General features: G+C 56.9%; 16 protein-coding genes. 4 read left to right on the forward strand and 12 right to left on the reverse strand.

What is annotated here, in order from left to right; all coding sequences use genetic code 11:
* Positions 1-58: 58 nt before the first annotated feature.
* The 4 genes from AC5S16_RS15855 to AC5S16_RS15870 form a co-directional block, all read right to left on the reverse strand.
* On the reverse strand, positions 59-1,006 hold the full coding sequence (locus tag AC5S16_RS15855) for a bifunctional enoyl-CoA hydratase/phosphate acetyltransferase (RefSeq protein WP_493931067.1): 948 nt from the start codon (positions 1,004-1,006) through the stop codon (positions 59-61).
* 112 nt (positions 1,007-1,118) lie between these two features.
* Positions 1,119-1,931: a family 1 encapsulin nanocompartment shell protein gene (locus tag AC5S16_RS15860; RefSeq protein ID WP_493931068.1), complete on the reverse strand. Its 813-nt coding sequence runs from the start codon at positions 1,929-1,931 to the stop codon at positions 1,119-1,121.
* A complete protein-coding gene (locus AC5S16_RS15865; protein WP_493931069.1) occupies positions 1,924-2,991 on the reverse strand; it encodes a Dyp-type peroxidase in 1,068 nt (355 codons plus the stop codon). Before AC5S16_RS15865 ends, AC5S16_RS15860 begins: the two co-directional genes overlap by 8 nt.
* A 219-nt stretch (positions 2,992-3,210) precedes the next feature.
* The gene (locus AC5S16_RS15870) at positions 3,211-4,446 is read right to left on the reverse strand and encodes a TlpA family protein disulfide reductase (RefSeq protein ID WP_493931070.1); all 1,236 of its coding nucleotides are present in this window, start codon (positions 4,444-4,446) and stop codon (positions 3,211-3,213) included.
* A 276-nt stretch (positions 4,447-4,722) separates the two neighbouring features.
* Between AC5S16_RS15870 and AC5S16_RS15875 the strand changes: the two genes are divergently transcribed.
* On the forward strand, positions 4,723-5,130 hold the full coding sequence (locus AC5S16_RS15875) for a carboxymuconolactone decarboxylase family protein (protein WP_493931071.1): 408 nt from the start codon (positions 4,723-4,725) through the stop codon (positions 5,128-5,130).
* An 85-nt stretch (positions 5,131-5,215) separates the two neighbouring features.
* Positions 5,216-6,829, forward strand: coding sequence for a M28 family peptidase (locus tag AC5S16_RS15880; RefSeq protein ID WP_493931072.1), 1,614 nt, complete (start codon positions 5,216-5,218; stop codon positions 6,827-6,829).
* Positions 6,830-6,895: 66 nt separating this feature from the next.
* On the opposite strand, the gene AC5S16_RS15885 is transcribed toward AC5S16_RS15880, so the two are convergent.
* Positions 6,896-10,174 (reverse strand): TonB-dependent receptor, encoded by a 3,279-nt coding sequence (locus AC5S16_RS15885; protein ID WP_493931073.1) that lies wholly within the window; start codon positions 10,172-10,174, stop codon positions 6,896-6,898.
* A 548-nt stretch (positions 10,175-10,722) separates the two neighbouring features.
* Here AC5S16_RS15885 and AC5S16_RS15890 point away from each other — a divergent pair.
* Complete coding sequence (locus AC5S16_RS15890; protein ID WP_493931074.1) at positions 10,723-11,733, forward strand: LacI family DNA-binding transcriptional regulator; 1,011 nt, start codon at positions 10,723-10,725, stop codon at positions 11,731-11,733.
* On the opposite strand, the gene AC5S16_RS15895 is transcribed toward AC5S16_RS15890, so the two are convergent.
* From AC5S16_RS15895 to hutH, 4 genes are all read right to left on the reverse strand, one after another.
* Positions 11,734-13,926 (reverse strand): tetratricopeptide repeat protein, encoded by a 2,193-nt coding sequence (locus AC5S16_RS15895; protein WP_493931075.1) that lies wholly within the window; start codon positions 13,924-13,926, stop codon positions 11,734-11,736.
* 156 nt (positions 13,927-14,082) lie between these two features.
* Complete coding sequence (locus AC5S16_RS15900; RefSeq protein ID WP_493931076.1) at positions 14,083-15,576, reverse strand: pyridoxal phosphate-dependent decarboxylase family protein; 1,494 nt, start codon at positions 15,574-15,576, stop codon at positions 14,083-14,085.
* A gap of 76 nt (positions 15,577-15,652) precedes the next feature.
* Positions 15,653-16,867: a threonine ammonia-lyase gene (locus tag AC5S16_RS15905; RefSeq protein WP_493931077.1), complete on the reverse strand. Its 1,215-nt coding sequence runs from the start codon at positions 16,865-16,867 to the stop codon at positions 15,653-15,655.
* A 234-nt stretch (positions 16,868-17,101) separates the two neighbouring features.
* Positions 17,102-18,667 (reverse strand): histidine ammonia-lyase, encoded by a 1,566-nt coding sequence (gene hutH, locus AC5S16_RS15910; protein WP_493931078.1) that lies wholly within the window; start codon positions 18,665-18,667, stop codon positions 17,102-17,104.
* 127 nt (positions 18,668-18,794) lie between these two features.
* Between hutH and AC5S16_RS15915 the strand changes: the two genes are divergently transcribed.
* Positions 18,795-19,343, forward strand: coding sequence for a DUF1697 domain-containing protein (locus AC5S16_RS15915; protein WP_493931079.1), 549 nt, complete (start codon positions 18,795-18,797; stop codon positions 19,341-19,343).
* A 26-nt stretch (positions 19,344-19,369) separates the two neighbouring features.
* On the opposite strand, the gene AC5S16_RS15920 is transcribed toward AC5S16_RS15915, so the two are convergent.
* From AC5S16_RS15920 to AC5S16_RS15930, 3 genes are all read right to left on the reverse strand, one after another.
* Positions 19,370-20,632, reverse strand: a complete 1,263-nt coding sequence (locus AC5S16_RS15920) for a Gfo/Idh/MocA family protein (protein WP_493931080.1) — start codon at positions 20,630-20,632, stop codon at positions 19,370-19,372.
* A gap of 15 nt (positions 20,633-20,647) precedes the next feature.
* Positions 20,648-21,601: a sugar phosphate isomerase/epimerase family protein gene (locus AC5S16_RS15925; RefSeq protein WP_493931081.1), complete on the reverse strand. Its 954-nt coding sequence runs from the start codon at positions 21,599-21,601 to the stop codon at positions 20,648-20,650.
* Between the two features lie 83 nt (positions 21,602-21,684).
* Positions 21,685-22,983: a sugar MFS transporter gene (locus AC5S16_RS15930; RefSeq protein WP_493931082.1), complete on the reverse strand. Its 1,299-nt coding sequence runs from the start codon at positions 22,981-22,983 to the stop codon at positions 21,685-21,687.
* Between the last annotated feature and the right edge of the window lie 3 nt (positions 22,984-22,986).

Genomic DNA, 22,986 nt, shown 5'->3' on the forward strand with positions numbered 1-22,986 from the left:
CTTAATCTCCTATGCCAGTAATATGGACCATCAGGAGAAGCGGCGGCAGTGATGTAAATCACACAGCAGAGTGCACCTTCAACCGGGCCAGCACGGATGCGATAGCACATGATGCAACGCGGGCCTCCGCCGCATCGGCGCGGCTGGTAAGAATGACCGGCACGCTGGCGCCAAGAACGATGCCCGCCAGGCGCGCTCCTCCCAGATATTCGAGCTGCTTGGCCAGCATATTTCCGGATTCGAGATCGGGGACGATGAAGATGTCGGCTTCTCCCGCAACCGGCGAGCGCAGGTTCTTTACCTGTGCGGCTTCGGCGCTTACAGCTGTATCAAAAGCCAGCGGGCCGTCGAGGATTGCGCCTGTGATCTGTCCGCGGTCCGCCATCTTGCAGAGCGCGGCGGCATCAATCGTTGAGGTGATTTGTGGGCAGACGGTTTCGACTGCGGAGAGGATGGCGACCTTCGGTTTCCTTACACCCAGCACATGGGCGAGATCGATGGCGTTCTGCACGATGTCGACCTTGTCTTCGAGCGTGGGATAGATGTTGATGGCCGCGTCGGAGATGAAAAGAGTGCGGTTGTAGAGCGGAGCTTCGAGCACGAAAACGTGGCTGACGCGCCGGGAGGTGCGCAGGCCGGATTCTTTGTGAAGAACAGCGCGCATGAGCAGGTCGGTATGCAGGCTGCCCTTCATGAGCGCGGCAGCCTGACCGGTGCGGCAGAGCTCTACGCTTTTGGCCGCGGCTTCCTGTTCTGTAGCGGCATGGACAACTCTGAAACCGAGCGATGCCGCCTGGCTGGCCAGCTCATTTTCAGGGCCAACCAGGATGGGCTGAATGATTCCTGCCTCTGCGGCTTCGACCGCTCCGGCAAGGGAGACGTCGCTCAGAGGCCAGCAGACGGCGACGGGAATCGCACCCCAGTGGTGGCAGATATTCGTTAAAGCTTCCAGCAGATATGGCTTAGAGAGCTGTTGCGATTCATTGGTGGCAAATATCTCTGTCATCGGCATTCACCCTGATGACAGTATTGGCCGAATAGAGCAATGGCGGCTGTGACTCGAATCACAGCCGCCATTGTCAGATGATGCGCAACGATCGCGAGAAGGAGTTAACACTTCACGAGGACTTTCGTGACGGCGACAACACAACAGCGGCTTCGCTGGTAAGAACGCGAAAGACAAACGTCTCCTGCAGATACAGCCGCACAGCAGATTCGCTATGGCTGAGGTAGCCGATCGAGACATCCTGACCGATGTTCAGCTCGAAGTCGCCGCCACGAGTCGTCAGGACGACTGCACCCTCAATCGCCGGAGCCCAGACAATGTTGCCGTCAACAATCCGCTTGACGTGCTCGAGCACGGGATATCCATGATCGCGAGTCTCGGCGAGGGCTGTATATTCATCGGCTCCAAGCAAAACCGAGTAGGGTCCGTTGACGCCTACAAGTCGCAGCTGGCTCAGTGCGTGCGCCACTGCATCGGGATAATCGCGCACATCCGCAGGAAGCGTGTCGATTGGATTGCTGGTGCCTTCGCGAATGCCCTGGATATCCGCTTCCGCGTATCCGTGGAAGATGGCCTGGTCTTCAGCAAAGGCGAGTTTCTTTGCCGCGTCTTTCGCGGGCTGCCAGTCGGAGTCATCCGACCCGCGCTCTACGTCATCAATCGCCTGACGCGACAGTTCGAACGGCACCCGCAATTCCACTAGAGGCTTGACCTCGCGCTGGCTTGCGATGATGCCCTCTGCGGGAGCGGAGATCGACCGCAGGTGGCCGGTTGCAACTCCGGGCAGAGCGATTCCTCCGGATGAAGGCACATCTACAACCCTTCGTCCAGCCAGATACCGCTTCAATGTTCTCGTCGTCTCTTCTTCAATCTGCGACCATGCAGCGTCAGAGATGGGCGCCAGCTCCCGATGGAGGTTATTCATCTTTCTCTCCCTTAAGTGATCCTATTTTGAGTGATGTGTCCTGCGTGGACGAATCCGGCGGGGCATTCGATGTCAGCGAAGCGCTGCCTTCTGTAGAGTCCGGCTCATCTCCGCTGATGTTGTCGAGAAATGTCGCCGACGGTACGAAAAACAGGTTGCCGGTGACAGCACGGCTGAAGTCGAGGAGCCGGTCATAATTGCCCGGCGGGCGTCCGATGAACATATTCTGAAGCATGATTTCGGTGATACGCGGCGTGCGGCTGTAACCGATGAAGTATGTGCCGAACTCGCCGTAGCCTGGCCGCCCGAAAGGCATGTTGTCTCTCAGAATCTTGCGCTCTTTTCCATTTTCCTCGATGACGGTCAACGCGCTGTGCGCCGAAGTCGGCTTTTCAGCGTCGGACAGCTCAATGTCTGAGAGTTTTCTGCGGCCAATGATGCGTTCCTGTGCCTCGACGGGAAGAGCATTCCACGCTTTCATGTTGTGAAGATACTTCTGCACAATCACGTAGCTGCCGCCGGCAAAGGCCGGGTCTTCATCGCCGATAATGGCAGCCTCGCGGGCAGCGTCTCCTCGCGGATTTTCCGTGCCATCGACAAACCCCATGACGTCGCGGTCTTCGAAATACCGAAAGCCCTGAACCTCATCGGCAACCGTAACTGCATCGCCGATGCTGTCCATGATCTGGGTCGCGAGCTCAAAACAGAGGTCCATGCGTTTGGCTCGAATGTGGAACAGGATGTCGCCCGGGGTAGAGACAGCGTGACGGCCACCGGAGCGGATCTCCTGAAATGGGTGAAGCTCAGCGGGGCGCGGCGATCCAAACAGCTTGTCCCATGCATCTGACCCGAATCCCACCACGCATGTAAGCCCACCTTCAATGTCCCGGAACTCAACGGCACGTATCAGCCCGGAAAGATCGGCGCAGAAGGATCGCAGAAGCGCATAAGCGTCCTGCTCCTGGCGAATGCAGACAACCAGAAAGATCGCCGCGCGTGTAAGCGGGCCGACTACTGTCTGGGGAAGAACAATTTCGTTTAGCTCTTTGGGGACGCCCATTTCGTCAATCTCGATCCACAATCATTTCGGATGTATCTGAAGTATCGCATTTTATGCGAGGTCGGAGTTTTCATCTCGAGATCGATGAGCGCAGAGGAGATTTTCAAAGAAATAATAGGCTTCGAGACAGGGGCGCCAAGCAATGAATTCAGCCAAACATCTGGCATCCTACATCGATATGGAAAAATCCCGTTGGGGGATGCCAGATCATTGCAAGCGTTATTCGCCGTTATGCGTGTGCTCGGCAAGCAGCTTTTCTACATTTGCGATGTAGTTCTTTCTTACTTCGCTGCTAAACTCGGCGCTGCCTGGAGAAGGGAATCCTGTTTCGACGGCATGCACGCGCCCGTCTCTTCCCAGGAAGAAGGTTGTTGGCCATGCATTCAGGTTTACGGCCTGTGGCACCTTGTCGTGAAGGTCGCTGGGTTCTCCTGCGAGCAGATAGGTGTATCCAATGCCATATTTTTGAATGAACGAGTGCAGCCGCGAGAGTGTCTGCTTCTGGTCGGCCTCTTCAAAATCGAGCGCGACGATCTCGAGGCCCTGAGCGTGATATTTGCGGTAGAGCTCGGCCAGATAGGGCGCTTCATCATGGCAATTGGGGCACCAGCTGCCGGTGATGTTCACCAGTACAACCTTGTTTCTGAACTGCGGATCGGTGTTCGAGACGAGCTTTCCGTTCAGGTCAGGAAAGCTGAAGCGGAAGGGCTCATGCGCGTCTTTGACTGAAGTGTGCTGCGTGAAGTCGTCAGGCGTGGGCAGATTTTTTGCTGTAGTGGGACGCAATGCGGTGAGTGAAACGCTGGTCTGGCCGGATTTCGCTCCCACGTGCGGCCCGGAAAGACTCAGTGCAAGCGAGCCGTCCGCTGCAGGCGTGATTTCGAGAACTGCCGGACGCACATCCTGAAAGTGGCTCAGCACGAACTTGCCGTCTTTGTATGTTCCGGCCAGAGTCCCTGTATCTCCATCGACGCGAAGAATCGTGGCAGAGGCATTTGGTCCGGTCTGGTGAACGATAAGCCTCCAGGCATGCTCACCTTTCGGGCTCTCGGTTGGAATGATCCACACGCCTGCAATCTGCGGCACTTTGCCCGCGGGCGGATCGTCGGCTGTCTGTGGCTTCAACTCGATCGGATAGGAGAACGAGCCGCTGTCTTTGCTGTAGGTTCCTTTGAGCGTTCCATTCTCGAGCGTGGCCTGCAATGTTACCGCATACTGTGTGAATTTCAATGTAAGCGCATTGCCATCCAGCTGGCCCTGCGTCGCAACGGTTCGCTGCGCACCGTCGACAAGCGCACCGCTCACGTGATCGCCCGAGCCGGAGAGCTCAAGATGCACTGGCACCACGACCTGGTCGTTGACTTTCGCTGTTCCGTCCCACTTGCCGTCCAGTTTCTGTGCAGCAGCCGAACCCACCAACAGGAGAAGAAGAGCACTACGATAAAAGACTTTCATTGTGTATTCCTTTTGCTGTGGCGACAGCAAATGCAAGGTATGTAGGGACGCCGGCCCGGCAGAGAAAGTAGCTCAGAATGATTTGAGGAAATCCGCGGACAGGCAGGTTATGCGACGCGGCGACAACAGAAACGGCGGGATGGGACTTGCTTCAACATTGTCTGAACCTCAAAATAACGCAATTACATTTCCTTTGCAACATAAACCGGAATTGAAGTAGTTCCATATACTCCAACTAAGAACAGTTAGAGTGGATTTTTCTGAAAGGTTCTCGCAATGGCTACTGTAAAGCTCTGGACGGATGAAGAAGTTGCAGCCGATCCTCGTGTGAAGGCGGTTTTCGACGATATACGCACGACGCGCAAATCTGATTTCGTGAATAATTTCTGGCGTGCTCTGGCCAATCAGCCTGCGCTTCTTGAACGGACATGGTCGGATATCAAGAAGGTCATGGTGGAGCCGGGCGCTCTCGATCCTCTCACCAGGGAACTGATCTATATCGCTGTGTCGACTATCAACAGCTGCAGCTATTGCATTCACTCCCACACGGCGGCGGCGCGGGCCAAGGGCCTGACCGACCAGCAGCATGCTGAGTTTCTCGCGGTGGTCGGCATGGCTGCGGAGACCAATGCTCTTTCCAATGCGCTGCAGATTCCCGTTGATCCTGAATTCATGGTCGAGTAGAAACCTGTCTACCTGAATTTTTGATTTCCAATCAAGCGAATCGGGGAGATACTGGTCGCACTATTCTGCTAAGGATCAAGACCAGATGAAAAAGCTCAGAGCATTTCTTATGCTCCTGGCTGCGGCTGTTCCCGCGACCGCGCAGGAGTCTCCGGAGAAGATCGATCTCACCGTTCTGCACGATATCAAGTCCCAGGCCTTTCAGCACTCGCAGGTCATGGACACTCTTTTTTACATTTCCGATGTCTACGGCCCGCGCATCACCAGCTCGCCCAATCATCGCGCGGCTGCCGAGTGGATCATGAAGCGGCTGGAGTCATACGGGCTCAAGAACGTTCACCTCGAACCGTGGGGACCGTTCGGAAATTCATGGCAGTACAAGAAATTCTACGGCGCTCTGGTCGAGCCGAATTATGCGCCGCTGATCGGTTTTCCGCTGGCCTGGACGCCGGGCACGAATGGCCCCGTGACTGCGGAGGCTGTGCTTGCGCCGATCCACTCTCAGGCTGATTTCGAGAAGTACAGAGGCAAGCTGCGCGGCAAGATTGTGCTGATCGCCGATCCTAAGGTGATCCTGATGCACACTGAGCCAGAGGCGCATCGCTTGACGGACGAGGAAATAGAAGCGCGCACGGTCGTACAGGATCCTTCGCGGCTCGGCATCGGCTTCGGTGGCGCTCCTCCTCGTGGCCCGGCAGCCGCTGCTGCTCCTCCACCTCCGCCGCCTCTTCCGCCCGGAGGAGCTTTGAAGCTGCGCAACGACACCAGCAAATTCCTTTCCGATGAAGGCGCGCTGGTGGCCGTCAACTATGGAACCAACGGCGACGGCGGCACGGTCTTTGCCACGTTTGGCGGATCACAGAATCCGAATGATCCGGTTCCTCCTCCCATGGTCGCTATTACACCGGAGCACTATAACCGCATCGCGCGTTTGATCGAGCACGGCATGAGTCCCAAGCTCACGTTTGATATTCAGACGGAGATCTACAAAGATAATCAGATGGGTTTCAACGTTGTCGGCGAGATTCCGGGCACGACCAGGAAAGACGAAATTGTCATGCTCGGCGGACACCTTGATTCATGGCAGGGCGGCACCGGAGCTACGGACAATGGCACAGGATCATCTGTCGCGATTGAAGCCGTTCGCATTCTCACCCAGCTTCATCGGCCCATGGCGCGTACCGTTCGCATTGCGTTATGGGGCGGTGAGGAAGAAGGTCTTCTTGGCTCGAAGTTTTATGTCCAGCAGCACTTCGCTCCCCGCGACACGATGAAGGTTACGCCGGAATACGCGAAGCTCGATGCCTACTTCAATGATGACAGCGGCAGCGGGCGTTTCCGCGGCATCTCTGCTGACGGCAACGACGAGATTGCTTCGATCTTCAAGCAGTGGGCTGCGCCGATTCGCGATCTGGAGTTTCAAGCTGTTCTAGGAGCGACGGCTGCGCCCACACGCCAGCCGGGCGGCACGGATTCAACCAGCTTCTCGTGGATCGGGTTGGATGGCTTCGGGTTTATGCAGGATCCGCTGGAGTATGGCAGCCGCACGCACCATTCCAACATGGACCTCTACGACCGGGTGCAGGTTGGCGATGTCATGCAGGGAGCGGCGATCGAAGCATGGTTCGTATACAACACGGCTATGCGGCCTTCCATGCTGCCTCGTCTGGATACGCCACAGCCAGAACAAGGGAACTGATTTGCGCTGAAACAGAAAAAGCATGGCTGAGAACAGCCATGCTTTTTCTGTTTGAGATGAAGTTCGTCAGAAGATGATTTTTCCTGCGAACTGCACATTGAATGGCTCTCCGGGGCCAATGCCCGGAGCGCTCCCGTTGTTGCGTGTGGCTGTGATCCGTCCAAAGGTTGAGGACGACAGCGTGCCGGTGCCCGGATTGGCGAGATTGGTCCGGTTGAAGATGTTGAACATCTCTGCTCGCAGCTGCAGGCTGATGCCTTCGTGAAGCTGCGTGTTCTTCACCAGCGATGCATCGACGGTTGCAAATCCAGGGCCGCGGAAGGCGTTGCGCTGTGTTGTTCCAAAGCTGCCCGAAGGAGCTGCTGCAAATGCCGTGCTGGTGAACCACTGCACATACGGCGAGCCTCCATTTGTTGGCGTGAAGAGATTGCGCGCCAGGCCGGCTTTGGGGTCGCCGATCTGGTTGGCGCGATCCTGAAACTCGCCTGTGCCGCTGTTGTCCACGCTGCCGAGCTTGACTGACATCGGAGTGCCGGTGAAAGCCGAAACGAAGGCATTCCCTTGCCATCCCTTGGTCAGAACCGGCAGGCTGTGGCCGATCTGCGGAGCCTCATAGACGACATAGCCATTGAAGGTATGCTTCACGTCGAAGTCCGCGTTGCCGTACTCGCCGGAGAGGTTGGTCGAGTCCTGCGGCGCAAAACCACGAGTGCCCGACACCACGTCCAGCGCGTGGCCATAGGTGTAAGAACCCTGCGCTGTCAGTCCATGGAAGTTGCTGGTTCTCACCAGGACCTGTGCCGAGTTGTAGTTCGATCCGCCCTCGCTTTCAGACTGGTTGATGGCGCCGATCGACTGCGCATTCGGAATGGCGCTGTTGCTGTAGTAAGGACGGCGTGGTTGCAGCGCGGCTGTGGTTGATCCTGCGCCGGGGCGCGCCTGGTTGATATCGATCAGGTCAAAGAGCCGCCGTCCCAGCGATCCCACATAGCCTAACTGGAGGATGGTGTTGTGGCTGAGTTGATACTGCGTGTTCAGGTTGAAGTTCTGAATATAGGCGGTGCGGAAGTTCGGACTGATGGTGGCCAGTCCCTGGGCCGCGGGGCCGGATGCGTTGGTGAAGGGATCGACGTTCGTCTGCCACTGATAATAGGAATTACTGACGTTGACTACAGGATTCGGTCCGGTCGGATTCGCCTGCACGCCGACAGCACCTCCATTGCCAGGACGGTTGTCAAAGAAGCCGTTGAAATTCAGGGCATCGAAGAAGATGCCGTAGGTTCCACGAATTACCAGCTTGTCCGCTGCCTGATAGGAGAAACCGAACCTCGGAGCAAAGTTTGTGTGGTTGCCTGGATAGATCGATCCTATGCCGTTGCCTGGAATGACCAGTCCATACGCATCTGCTCCGGCAATTCCCGGGCGGAAATCCGACATTGTTTCCGGTGAGTTGAATGGCGCGTTGTAGTCATAGCGCAGACCGTAGTTGAGCGTCAGTGTGGGAAGAACCTGATACTGGTCCTGCACAAAAAGATCGAAAGTATTCTGATAGATATTGCGCCGCAGAACTCCTTGCGTGAAGCTCGACGAGGCTACATATCCGGCGAGATAATCCGCCAGTGCGCGAACATCTGTTCCCGCAGAAGTATCCGTGGCATATGGAGTCGCACCTGCAGGCAAAGTAACATACGGCTGTCCTGTTGCGGGATTTGTAGCCGTAGCAGCTCCGGTAAAGTTGAAGGTGCCGCGCACGTTTCGCTGATACTGCAGGTCCATGTAGTTCCGGCGAAACTCTCCGCCGAAGCGAATCGTGTGCTTTCCAAAGATGTAGTTCACCGTATCGGTGAGGTGGCCTGTGTAGTCCTTGCGGCCAAGCGGCTGCGTTACGCCGGTCTGGTCAAGTCCGGTGATCGAGATGGTTGGAGCGCCAAAGAGAGATGGGTCGGTGGCTCCGGTAGCCAATCCAAGAGCGGGCATGTTGAAGCTGTGGTTGGCGTCATTGAACGTCTGGTTGAAGATACCGACAGCCGCCAGCAGTTGATTGGAGAGATGAGCCGTAGGCGCCCAGTTATGCACAGCGGTAAAGTTCTGCGTGATGTCTGGTGCTTCCTGGTAGTAGTCGAAGACATTTGTTCCTGCGGCTGCAAACTGCCGTCCGGTTCCGATAAAGGCGCGCACAGAAAGCGTCTGCTTGGGAGTGATGGTGTAGTCGATCTTGGCGATGGCATTGTCGCTGTAGCCATGCTGCGGAGTCTTGTCGAGAAAATTTCCCGAGGTGGCCGGTCCGGCCTGGTTTGCCTGAGGCCAGATAGCGAGTACGCTTGTCGACAGCGGATTCACCTGGATTCCGTGGTTATTCAGCAGCGAGGTTGCGGACTGAATGTACGCAGCGGTTGGCTCCGTTGCCGTGCCGCTATTCTGAATCAGGTACGTCTGCCGCTCGTAATTCACGAAGTAGAAGAGCTTGTCCTTGATGATCGGACCGCCCACTGAGCCGCCGAACTGCTGGTTGCGCAGCTTGGGCTTCCGCTGTGTAGAGAGAAGGAAAGGACTGCGCGCTGCGAAAAACTCATTGCGGTTGAAGTAATAGGCCGATCCATGAATGCTGTTCGTGCCGGACTTGATGGCCAGGGAGATCAGGCCGCCTCCGTTGCGCCCGACTTCAGCATTGCCCTGTGTTTGCACGGTGAATTGGTCGATCGCGTCAATCGGGATCGTCACGCCTGCGATGCCGGCTACGCCGCCCTGATTGGCTGCTGTGCCGTTCTGCCAGATGTCATTGTCGTCGGCGCCGTCAATCTGCCAGTTGTCCTGGTTGGTGCGCGTGCCGTTCAGCGACTGCGCTCCGTTGTAACCCGGAACAATCTTCACCAGCTGGGTGAAGTCGCGGCCATTGAGCGGAATGTTGGAGACGGCCTTGTCGCCCACAACCGCGTTGTTTGTCGATGAGACGGTGTCCAGTGTCACCGCCGCCGCGCTGACCTCGACCTGCTGTGTTGAAGACTGGACCTCAAGCTTGATGGGAAGCGAATAGATCTGGCCTGGGCGTACGGCAATGTTGCTGATTTTCTGTGTGGCGAAGCCGGAGGCTACTACATCAATACTGTAGTTGCCCAGCGGCAGGTCCTGAAAGGTATAGTCGCCGCTGCTGCTCGAAACGGCCTCATGCGTGGCGCCTGTGTCAGTGGCGGTAAGGGTGATTTTTGCGCCGGCAACAACTGCGCCGCTCGAATCCTGAACCACTCCGGCAACGCCGCCGCGAAATGTCTGCGCCGACAGGGGCAATGCAATCATGAGTGTCAGAAAAATGAATGGCCGTGCAAGGTACTTCAGAAATAACTTCATTACGTCGCACTCCTGAATAGAAATGAGGACAGCTTGTTGATTCGTACTTTTTGGATATGCTGCTGTTGAGTTGAATTGCAGAAATGCCTGTGCACCCACTGGCAAGAGAGGACAATCTGCAAATTTACTTGGGTTACCCTTGGCGGCTGCAGGCTTTCAGATGTGGCTGCGCCAGAGGCCGAACATCACACAGAATCAGAATGCAAATCTATGTAAACTCTCATCCCGTTCAAACGCCGACAGGCACTGGGAGGAGAAAAACCAGGAAAGAACCAGACCCCATCGCACCGCCGGCATTCAACACTCAACGCTATGCAGCGCTGGAGGCCAGCCAGGAAAGTACAGATTGTAGGGGCATAGGGAAACTTTCGCTTGATTCATTTGTTCTGTCAAGACATTTATCACGACAATGCGCCGGGACGATCATGAATTGCGGGTACCGGTCCCGCTGCCAGGCATAACGATTAAGCTGGAAATCAACAAAACCCACGCCACGATCTAGAATGCTTTTTTAGGTTGGCTATGATCTCTGCGATTCCAGGAGCCGCATGAACATCAAAGAAGTCGCGAAACTTGCCAGGGTTTCTACTGCTACGGTTTCCCGCACCATTAACGGCTCGAACAAAGTTACGACTGAAACGGCCGAGCGAGTGCGCAAGGCCATTGAGACGCTGAAGTACTATCCCAACACGAACGCGCGGGCTCTGGGTTCAGGCCGCAGCAGCCTTTATGGGTTGATCATTTCTGACATCACCAATCCATTCTTTCCCGAGCTGGTGAAAAGTTTTGAAGACGTAGCCGTGCAATACGGGCAGGAAGTGCTGATCGCGAACACCAACTATGATCCGCACCGCATGGAGCTATGTGTCAGCCGGATGCTGCAGCGCAAGGTAGACGGCGTGGCCATCATGACCTCGGAAATGGACAAGCACCTGATCGAAGAGTTCAGCAACCGGAAAATTCCCCTCGCATTTCTTGACACCGCTACACCGCAGAAAGGCATCAGCAACATTCGCGTGAACTATGCGGCGGGAATCGATGCGGCTGTCGAGCACCTGCTCACCCTTGGGCACAGGGCCATCAGTTTCATCGCCGGACCACCCTCGCTCCACTCGGCGCGCATGCGCAAACGCGCGTTCATCAATATTCTGCGCCGCAAGGGAATCAAGCTGGAGAAAGGGTTTGTAGAGCAGGGCAATCACCGCACCGACGGAGGACACGAAGCGATGCTGCGACTGCTCGATCTGAACCCCCGGCCCACTGCGGTTCTGACTTCGAATGACTTGACCGCCATCGGTGCCATGGGCGCGATCTTTGAGCGCGGCCTGCGCATTCCTCAGGACATATCGCTTATCGGATTTGACGACATTGAGCTGACCGCATTCACCCAGCCGGCGTTGACCACGGTGCGGCTTTCAAGGCAGGAAATTGCGAGGCTCGCTTTCCGCGCGCTTTACAACACGCAGCAGTCAGGAACAGCAGACGGCGCTGAATACCAGGTGGCGCCAACGCTGGTGGTTCGGAAATCCACTGGTCCGGTTCCAGAGGGAAGAGGCTGACTACTTTCCGCCGCCCATGCTTGTCGGGGCTGCATCGAGCGCCGTGTGCAGGTGCCACGGCACGCTCTCTCCGGAAAGTTCCGGATGCTTTTCGAGGAACTGCAGGGAAGCAGTGTTCGCCATGGGATCGTCCTTCTCATCGGCAAAGTACGCTGCTTCTTCCGCGGCCTTGTCCTTCATGCCCATGCGGCGGTAGACAATCGCTAGAATGTAGTGCGCTGCCAGATCGTCGGGATCGATTGCCTGCAATGCCTGGTACTGCTTCTCCGCGAGATCATACTTATGCAGCTGGTAATAGCTGAAACCGAGCTCGCGGCGCGCATCCGGCGATTGCGGGAACTTTTCTACGACTTTTTCGAGGTTTGCAATCGCATGGTCTAGATCGCCCTTGTTGCGGTCGACCAGCGCCTGGTAGTAAAGCGCGCGCGGGCTGTCCGGACTGATCTCGAGCGCCTTTTTCAGGCTTTCGTCAGCCAGCGCATATTTTTCCCAGCTGTAATAAGCCAGGCCGATATTCGTGAACGCATCGGCATAATCCGGGCGCATCTTGCTTACTGTTTCGAAGGCTGCGACTGCATCGCCATACTGCTGCTGGTCAATCAGCGCGATGCCGAAGTTGTTCCAGCGCATCCAGTCAGGATTGTCGGCAGGATCGGGCTTGCCGGCTGCATTGTGGCCAATCTCTAATGTGCGCGTGCGCGAGGCCATCTCGACAACCGGATACGGAGGGTGCTTTTCGCCGACAACAAAGTTTGTATAGACCTGGTTCAGATGCCGGTAATTGACCTTTGCTGTAATGCTCAGCGGCCCTGTTGCTCCTTCCGGGATCTGGAACTGATAGCGCACGATCGTTGAGCGGCCGGGACGGATCGTCGCGTCTGTGGCGGTGGTGTGGCGCAGCCAGACTTCGTGCTTGATCAGCAGGTTGCCCTTCTCATCCAGCATGCGATTGATGAAGCTGTGCGCACGCGGATCGAGCGAGCCGTCGGGCTGCAGATATCCGCTGTCGACAAGCACGCGGCCGGTTGCGTCCTTGACCGTGAACTGCACCCAGCCCTCAAAAATATCGCGCTGTTCCGGAACCAGAGTGTGCGCGATGCCCTTGTTCTGGATCACGACAAAGGTTTCCACCTTGTCGTTCGGCTTCAGGTCGAAGTCCACTGAGCCAAGCGGCGCAATATATTTGCTGTCGTCGTTCTTGCGCAGCGCAAAGAGATCGATATTCAAAGTCTGCGCGCGCAGGAAAGCGATGGTCTTCTGCAGCTGCTCCTCATATCCGTAATAGAAGGCGACGGAAGTGTTGCCGCCGAGCCAGCGATGCGATGCCAGCGTGTTGTTCTTCGCTCCGTAATCGGAAAGCGTGATGACCTCGCGCTGCATGTGGCAGTTCTGGCAGGTCTTGTAGTCCTTGGTGTAGAAGGGCAGCGGCGAGCGGTGCGAGAACGAGGAGGCCTGCCACTCGTCATAGAGCCCGATGGCGCGCAGCCACTTGTAGTGATTGAGGCTTGTAGGCAGATTGGCCTTGTGGCATGAGCCGCAGTACTCAGGCGTGCGATAAAAGTCTTTCATCACCGCCTGCACGTGGCGGTCGGTATGTGCCAGGACTTCCTTGTAAGGCACTTCGCCTGGAATCGGTTTGCCGTGCTCATCCACCATGACGGCGGGCGTTCCCATCACATACGCGCCCAGTCCATAGGTGGGCTGCAGCTTCTGGATGGAGTGGCAGACCGAGCAGGTGATTCCATCGTTATCGAAGTTGCGGTCTTTGACGACTGGATTCTTCGTCAGCACCCCACTCAGCAGAGCTACCGGGTTGTGGCATCCTTCGCAGTGCCGCGACGACCGGATTCCCTGCGTGCTGTTCAACAGCTCAACATCCTTTAAGTAAGAAGGAGACCGGAAGGAGTTCGAATGGAGAGATTCGCGCCATTGGTGATACGCCTCCTGGTGACAGTGGCCGCAGTACTGTGCTGTGGGGAAAGCTCCCGGCTCGATGAACTGTCCATCTTCCGTCGTGGCCTTGCTCGGCAAAAAAGGTTTGTCTTTGCCGAAGGGATAGTCATAGCTCGCGGAGACCCTGGCGTTGTACTCCTGATGCATCGCCTCGGGGCTGGAGCCGGCGTGGATTGTCTTGATGGAAAGAGCAACAAAAGCCGCGAAGAATGCTCCCACAATCGCTATACGAAGCGCCATGGAAGATAGAACTGCTTTGCGTGCGAACTTCACCGGCCTGCCTGCTCCAAAGAAACGAGTGCAAGTCGAACTTTACTCTATTGAGAAGACGGCCCACAAGCGCGAAGTCAGCGCATCTTTGTGAGAAGAAAGATGCTGCAACTGGAGGTGGAATTCTTACTCATACTTTTGGTTGAGTTCACCAGCGATCCCGCGTCCGTGAGAGATTACAGCGTTGACCAATGCGCCGAAATCGTCCATGCGGCTGCGATGGTTCGTATTCGCAATGCGAATGGCATAGTCGCCGCGCAGCACGGTTCCGGAGACAACAAATTCACCGGACTCCTGTAAGCGCAGCACCAGTTCGCGATTGATTTGATTCAGCGATTCTGGGTCGACGTTTTCATGCGGGCGATACCGGAAGCAGACGATGTTCATCGTGCGCGGCGTCAGCAGTTCGAGCTCGTCGTGATTTTCGATGAGTGAGGCCAGATGCTCTGCCTGCTCCATGTTTTGCGCGATGAGCTGGCCATGCATCTCCGTTCCGTAAGCCTTGAGCGACATCCATACCTTCAGCGCCTTGAAGCTGCGCGTAAGCTCGATGCCGCGATCGGAAAACTGCAGGCCATCAGCCAGCATTCCACGTGTGGTCTTTTCAAGATAGCTGGCCTTTGCTGAGAATGTTGCGGCATGCGCCTCCGCATCGCGCACCAGCAGGCAGCCGATCTCAAAAGGAAGATACATCCATTTGTGCAGGTCAAAGGCGAGCGAATCCGCCAGTTCGATGCCTGCAACGAGATGCTTATATTGCGGCGCAAATTTGAGCAGCGCTCCAAATGCGCCGTCCATGTGCAGCCACAGGTCTTCCTGTTTGCAGATTCTCGCCAGCTCAGGAATATCATCGACTGCGCCAGTGTTGACTGTGCCTGCTGTTGCGATCACTGCAATAGGGCGCAATCCGGCAGCGCGGTCTGCCTTGATCTGCCGCTTCAGTTCTTCGATTTCGATCTGATAGTTATTGTTGACTGGAATTTGCCGGAAAGCCTGCCTTCCAAGGCCAAGAAACTCGACGCTCTTCTGCGCCCACATATGCGTTTCCTGCGAACCGTAGACGACGAGTTTTTCGTGCGCGCTTTGCAGGCCTTCTTCGCGCACATCGAATCCCGCCTTCGCGTGACGGGCCACAGCGAGCCCCAGCAGGTTCGCCATCGTTCCGCCGCTTACAAGGATTCCACTGGTGCCAGCGGGCATGTCCATAACCTGAGCCAGCCACGCGAGCGCCTGTTCTTCGACATAAGTCGCGGCCTGCTGTCCGCCTGCTGCATGTGTATTGATGCCTGCGGCAAGCATCTCCGACAGCATGGCAAACGGAGTGCCCGTGCCGCGTACCCATCCCCATGCCCTAGGATGTCGGTTGCCGGTGGTGTAGGGAAGCACGTAGCGCAAAAAGTCGCGGTAGGCTAGCTCTTCGCCCTGCGGCAGGCGCGGCAACGGTTCATGCAAGGCCTCACGCACAAGCTCGGGCACAGATTGCCATGCGGGCTGATCGCGCAGTGTTTCGAGGTGATCGAAGATGTCGTCGAGCATGCGGTGGGCCAGCCGCCGCTGCTCATTCCAATCGTGCGGGTCGAGCGTCAGCTCAGTTGCCGGCGCTCCGGTAAGATGTGCCATCGTGACCTCGGCTGCCTCCTCATTCTGAGTGAAGCGCCACCGACTATTCTATAAGTTTTGCAAGGGCTTTTGCTGCTTACTGTATCCGCTCATAGCGGTAGCCCGCTTCTGTAAGCGCACTTCCAATCTGTTGCACATGCTCGCCTCCGCGAGTTTCCAGTGTGAAGTCGATGACCGTATCGCCAAGATTGACGCCATAATAAGCGCGGTCATACGCGGTCTGCACGATGTTGGCGCGCGTATCAGCGATGATCTTTGTAAGCTGATGCAGCGATCCGGGCCTGTCGGTCAGATGGATGCGCAGCCTCGTCCAGCGATGATCTTTCACCAGGCCGCGCTCGATGATCTTGGCCAGCAGGCTGACGTCTATATTGCCGCCACAGACGAGCACCGCTGTACGCTGGCCATTGAGAGAGGTCTTCTTCTGCAGCAGCGATGCCAGCGCCACCGCGCCTGCGCCTTCGGCAAGCGTCTTTTCACGTTCCAGCAGAACAAGAATGGCCTTTGCAATTTCTTCTTCATCGACGGTGACAATTTCATCGACGTACCGCTGCACGAGAGGCAGGGTCACATCTCCCGCGCGGCGCACAGCGATGCCGTCGGCGATTGTTGCCTCAGCGGGAATCGTAATCGGCTTGCCTGCTTCCGTAGCGCGCAGCATGGATGGTAGCCGCTCCGTCTGCACACCCACAACGCGAATCCCGGGGTTTGTCTCCTTGATCGCGCAGGCCACGCCGCTGATGAGTCCGCCGCCGCCAATAGGAACCACCACGGCTTCAAGATCAGGCACCTGATCGAGCAGTTCGAGGCCGATTGTCCCCTGGCCTGCAATGACGTCAGGATCATCGAACGGATGCAGGAACGTCATGCCGTCGGCTTCGCCTTGCCGCAGAGCTTCCGCATAGGCTTCGTCATAATTTGCGCCATGCAGCACAACCTCTGCGCCAAATCCCGATGTCGATGAAACCTTCACCAGCGGAGTCATCAGCGGCATGACGATGCGCGCCTTGATGCCGCGCTGGCTTGCGTGAAACGCAACTGCCTGCGCGTGGTTTCCTGCGCTGGCTGCAATCACGCCGCGCTTCTTTTCTGCGTCTGTCAGCGTGAGGATCTTGTTCAGCGCGCCGCGCTCCTTGAAAGCTCCGGTGCGCTGCAGGTTGTCGAGCTTGAGGAAAACCTGCTGGCCCGTCATCTGCGACAATGCCGCCGAATGCGTCGCCGGAGAACAATAAATAAACTCGCGGATTCTGTCTCGCGCTGCCTGAACATCTTTAAGAGAAACGTCTTTCATGGTCGCTTTCCTTCGAACCCAAAATAAGAAAGCCACCAGCCCGCTGCGGGTGGTGGCTTTTTTACTGCTTCTAAACTCTCGTCGCCTTACGCACCCGCATGCTGTTCGAAGGTAATTCGAATGATGCCGATGCCAATGGAAATCCCCGCTGCGCAAACGCTGGTGCTGTTGCGATGCTGATTGGAGAATTCCATAGCGGTTGAAACTATCAGTATCAGAGTGCCGCGCTAAAGGTCAAACTCCGGCTTCGCTTTGTTCCTGATCCATCCATGCATCAAAGACGCCATCCCGGATGGCGCGAGCCAGCTGCTCCATATCGCTTGACAACACACGGTCTTCCGTAAGACGCGGCACGACGTTGCGCACAGCGGTCTGCGCGCGTTCCACTTCGCGCGCGGGCTTCAGCGGTTCGCGATAGTCCAGCCCCTGCGCGGCCGACATCATTTCTATGGCTAAAACGCTCTCCGCATTCTCGACCACCTGGCGCAGCTTCAGTGCCGCGGTCATGCCCATCGAGACGTGATCTTCTTTGCCGCCTGATGTCGGCACTGAATCGACGCTTGCCGGATGCGACAGCACCTTGGCTTCGTTCAGCAACGCGGCAGAGGCGACGTGTGCGATCATCAGGCCCGATGAAACTCCCGGAGTGTCGGTCAGGAATGGCGGAAGGCCTTCATTGATGTCCGGATTGATGAGGCGGTCGATGCGGCGCTCGCTGATGCTCATCAGGTCGGTCAAGGCAATGGCTGCGTAATCCAGCGCAAGAGCGAGCGGCGCTCCATGGAAATTGCCTCCCGACAAAATGCTTCCTCCCGCGACAATGCCGCTCTCGTCGATAAAGATCAGTGGATTATCTGTTGCGGAGCCGGTCTCTGTCTCAAGCACCTCGCGGACATGGGCAAGGGCGCCGCGCGCGGCTCCGTGGACCTGCGGCATGCAGCGCAGGCAGTAAGCATCCTGCACACGCGGGTCGTTGTGGCGGTGCGACTCGCGTATCTCGCTGTCTTCGAGCAGATGGCGAAGATGCGCGGCAGCTTCTATCTGTCCGCGATGTGGGCGCGCCAGGTGGATGCGCTCATCAAAGGCTGCGGGTGTTCCGCGCAGCGCTTCGAGGGACATGGCTCCGGCAAGATCGAAGAGCTGGGTCACCCGTAGAGCGCGTTCGAGCGCGAGCGCTCCGGTGGCCGCCATGGCCTGCGTGCCATTCAGCAGCGCAAGGCCTTCCTTGGCTTCGAGCTTCAGTGGCTTGATGCCTGTGGTCTTGAGCGCGTGGCGGGCTTCGGTGCGCCTGCCTTCATGAACTACTTCGCCTTCGCCGATCAGCGCAAGGGCAAGATGTGCCAGCGGAGCGAGGTCACCGCTTGCTCCCACCGATCCGCGCGAGGGAATCACCGGATGAATTTTGTGATTGAGCAGCGCAACCAGAGTCTCGATCACAACAGCGCGAACACCGCTGTGGCCTTTGGCGAGAACGTTGGCGCGCAGCAGCAGCATGGCGCGCGTCTCTGCTTCGGGAAGCGGTTCGCCTAGCCCGCAAGCATGGCTGCGCACGAGATTGTGCTGCAATGCGCGCAGGTCGTCATTCGAAATACGGACATCGGCGAGCTTGCCGAAGCCGGTATTAATGCCATATGCGGTTTCGCCGCCGGCAATTACGCTTTCAACAACTTCGCGCGATGCCTTGATCCCCGGCCATGCTTCATCCGCAACGGAGACTTTGCGATGATGAAGCGCAACGGACGCGATCTCCTCGATAGTGAGCGCTCGTCCGGAAAGCTCCAATACTCTTTCCAAACTCATCACTTCGGATACTAGAGAATCGAGGGCAGCTCAGTAAATGGCACTTCAGTGTCTGCCGCATGAGTTTTTACCATCTCTTCAAAAAGAGATTGCGGGCACGGAAGTACAAGCTATACTCTTTTCCGCTATGACTGTTCTGATTTCCATGCTGCAAGGAGTGAATCTTGGCAACCGCCGAATCAAGATGGACGAGCTGCGCTCTCTCTACGAATCGCTGAAGTTTGAAGACGTGGCCACATTCATTCAGAGCGGAAATGTGATTTTTCGCACGAACGAGTGCAGTCTAGACATAGTCGGCAAAAAGATCGGCGAAGGCATCGTGAAGGCCTTCGGTTTTCAGTCCGATGTGATCCTGCGCACAACGGAAGAAATGCGCGGAGTGATTGCGCGCAATCCCTTCGCTGCGAGAAAAGACATTGAGCCCGGCAAGCTGCTGGTGTGGTTTTTTGCGACTGAGCCGGATTCTGAAGCGCGCAGGAAAGCTCTTGCTCTCGCCACCGGGGTGCCGGAAGAGATGCATCTCGATAAGCGAGAGGCATACATATATTTTCCCAATGGCCAGGCCCGCCCGAAGCTGGCGATGCCGGCGGTCGCACGCGCGCTTAAAGTCCCCGGCACAGGCAGGAACTGGAACAGCGTTCTTAAGTTGATGGAGATGGCGGAGAAGCTGGATTAACCAGCAACTCCACCTGACTTTATGTCTTAAGCAAACTGGCTCATATTGATGCCAAGTTGATATGGCTCGTCTTTTGCCAGCAGCTCATCCCAGGTGACTTCGCGCTTTTCGTATCCCGCCATGCGGCCCAGCATGCAGCTGCGCGCAGTTTCCACGCCCGCGGCGATCTGGTTGTGGAAGTTGCCCGAGGTGATGCTCTCGATAAAGCCCTTATCTTTTTCTGAGTCGGACTGCGCGAGATTGTCGGAGAAAGCTCCATTTGCTGCAAACGAGCCTGTTGGCTGCGCCGTGCTGCCTGCCCATGTCCATGGATTGTCGCCGAGGATACGCAGCGGTCCGGAGTAGGGCGCTTCGGCGATTCCTTTCGCACCAAAAACGCGCAGCGAAACATCAAACCAGTGCCCGGGACAGAACTGCGTCGACGAGAAGCTGACGCGAACATCTTCAGGATAGGTGTACGTCACCTGGTAGTTGTCCCAGGTATCGCCCGCGTGCGTGATGATGCTGCGCCCGCCGGTAGCAATGGCCTTGACGGGATGCGACTGCAGCACCCAGTTGCAGATATCGATGACGTGGATGTTCTGTTCGAGCAGAATGTCTCCGGAGAGATTGCGATACCACAGCCAGTTGCGGATGCGCTGTTCATCGGCTGAAGCTTTCGGGTAATCATGCTCGACGGCAGGCGGCGCGTTGTACCAGGCCGTGATGCTGGCAATCTTGCCCAGCTCGCCCTCGTGGATGCGGCGCACGATCTCGACATAAGGCGGCGCGCTGCGAATCTGAAAGCCGACGTCGACGCTTACTTTTCCATCGACATGCTTCGCAATTTCAAGCGCCTGTTTTGTCTGCGCGACGTCCACCCCTACGGGCTTTTCGCAATAGGCGTGCTTGCCGCCTTTCACCAGGGCTTCCAGATGCTGCACATGGAAATAGGGAGGTGTCGAAATCTGGACCGCATCGATATGAGGCGATGCGGCGAGCTCTTCATAAGCCTTGTAGCCGCGGAACATCAGCTTCGGATCAGGCCCCGCATAGCCCAGCGACTGGTTCACCTGATCGAAATGCGCTTTGCCTTTTTCGAGCTGATCGGAAAACAGATCGCCGAGCGCGACAACGCGCGCCTTGGTGTTCTTCGCAAATGATGTAGCGACCGAAGTGCCGCGGCTGCCGCATCCGAGCAGCGCATAGCGCACCGCAGAGTTGGCTTCATAGCCGAAGGCGGTCTTTGGTTTCAGCAGCAGGACTCCTGAAGCGGCGGCTGATCCAGCAATGAATTTTCTTCTGTTCATGTTTTCTTTCTGATGCTATCCGTTCTGGACTTTGGAAATGATGCGCTCCAGGTAGACTTTCTCTTTCTTCACGTCTTCGATCTGCTGCGTGCCTTCGATCTCGCGCTCGATGGTGACTGCTCCGGTGTACCCGCCGGCATGCAATTTGGCGAAGACCTTCTCGAAGTCGACAAGGCCGGTGCCGATCAGCACTTCTTCGCCAAGTTTCATGGGGTCGGTCGGCCACTTGCCGTCTTTGGCGTGAATGCTGTGTATGTGCGTGCCGAGAATATCGACTGCATCCACCGGGTTTGCCTTGCCATAAAGAATAAGGTTTGCCGTATCGAGGCCAACTCCCAGGTTCGGCTGGTTCACATCCTTGATGGCGCGCGCCATGGTGGTCGGCGTCTCCTGTCCTGTCTCCATCAGGAAGCGCTGCCCATTGTTGGCGCAGTGCTTCGCCAGTTCCTGGATAGCGAGCACGGCTTCGTCGTAAAGCGGATCGCGCGGGTTTTCCGGAATGAATCCACAGTGCGTCTGCACCTGTCCGATGCCGAGCAGCTTGGCGAAGTCTGACGTCTGCTTGAGCGCATCGATGCGCGCTGAGCGGCTCTCGCGCGGCACCACTCCAATAGTCGAAGGGCCACCCTCAAAGTCCCATATCAGCTTTCCGGGCCCGACGACTTCCGCAGTCGTTGCGGTAATGCCGTGCTTCTGGAGAGCGGCGCTGATCTGGCCGGCAAGGTCAGGCGTGAATTTGTCAATGTGAGCATCGAGCGACAAGAAGCAATTGTTCAGGCCGAGTTCTTTGACGCGCGCAATCGGAGCTTCCGGATCATTCCCGATGCGAATGAGCACGCCTAGCGCCATCGGCTTCAATGCCGGCTGCTTTTCGGTATCGAGGAAGGGCTGGAGATGGCGGCCGGCACGCGCAGTGGCGATGGCTCCCGCCTGCAGCGCGGCCGCGCCAAGAAATTCTCTTCTTCGCATTTTGGGGACTGCCTCCGTCTGGCAACGATTCCAAGAGGGAAGAGTATCAGAGTGGCGGGCACGCAGAAAGATGGCTGGCCAGGCTAATCCGGAACAATTACCTGCGATCCCTTAAATCCGTAATACGCGATATACAGGTAGCAGAGCACCGGCAGAATAAACGCGTGGTGAATTCCGATGTGGTCGGCAATCGCTCCCTGAGTAAGAGGAATAATGGCTCCGCCGACAATCGAAAGAACCAGCAGGCCTGACGCCTTGCCGGTGAGCGGGCCCAGTTCGGCAATGCCCAGCGTGAAGATTGTCGGGAACATGATGGAGTTGAAAAGCCCGACGAGCAGGATGCTCCACATGGCGAAGTGGCCGAAGGTGGCCATCGAAATGATCACCAGCAGCAGTGCAACAATGGAGCAGATGCCGAGCATGTATCCGGGGCGGATTTTCTGCAGCAACGCCGAGCCGATGAAGCGGCCCACCATGGCGCCTCCCCAGTAGAAGGGGACATAGTTCGCTGCCGCCTGCGCGGTCAGATTGCCGATATCGGGCTGGTTGAAGTAGTTGATCAGGAAGCTGCCGATCGCAACTTCCGCGCCGACATAAACAAAAATCCCAATCGCGCCCAGAATCACATGGCGGTAGCGCCAGATGGTGACAGGATGCTCGCCCGCTTTAGGCAGGCGGAATTCCCTCGTCGTGTCGATACGCGGGAAATGGTAAAAGGCGATGACGAGAGCCAGCACCACCAGCGCCAGCGCAATGGCAATATACGGGACCTTCACCGTCGATGCCTGCTGAATCTTGTACGCCTGCAACTGTCCGTCGGAGAGCGTCTTGATATCAAGAACGGTAGTGGCTTCTTTCAGGATGAGCCACCCGCCAAACCACGGAGCAATGGTTGTCCCGAGCGAATTGAAGGCCTGCGTCAGATTGAGGCGGCTTGCTGCCGTGTCTGACGGTCCCAGAATCGATACATAAGGATTCGCCGCTACCTGCAGGACTGTGATCCCGGCGGCGAGAACGATCAGCGCCGAAAGAAAGAGCGGGAACGACGGCGCGCTGGCTGCGGGCACAAAGAGGATTGCGCCCAGTCCCATAGTGGCCAGGCCCACGACCATGGTGCGCTGATAGCCGACCCATTCAATAATCTTGCCCGCGGGCAATGCAAACACCGCATAGGAAGAGAAGAAGGCGAACTGCACCAGCATGGCCTGGGCGTAGTTCAGGTCAAAAATCGATTTCAAATGGGGAATGAGGATATCGTTCAGCGACGTCAGAAATCCCCACATGAAGAACAGCGTGGTGACCATCGCCATAGCGCCTTTGTTGGTGCTGCCGGGAGCATTGATAGGCGTGGTCGAAGAGCTGCTTACGTTCGTAATCGCCATGCG

It is taken from the genome of Acidobacterium sp. FHG110202_01 (assembly GCF_059115305.1).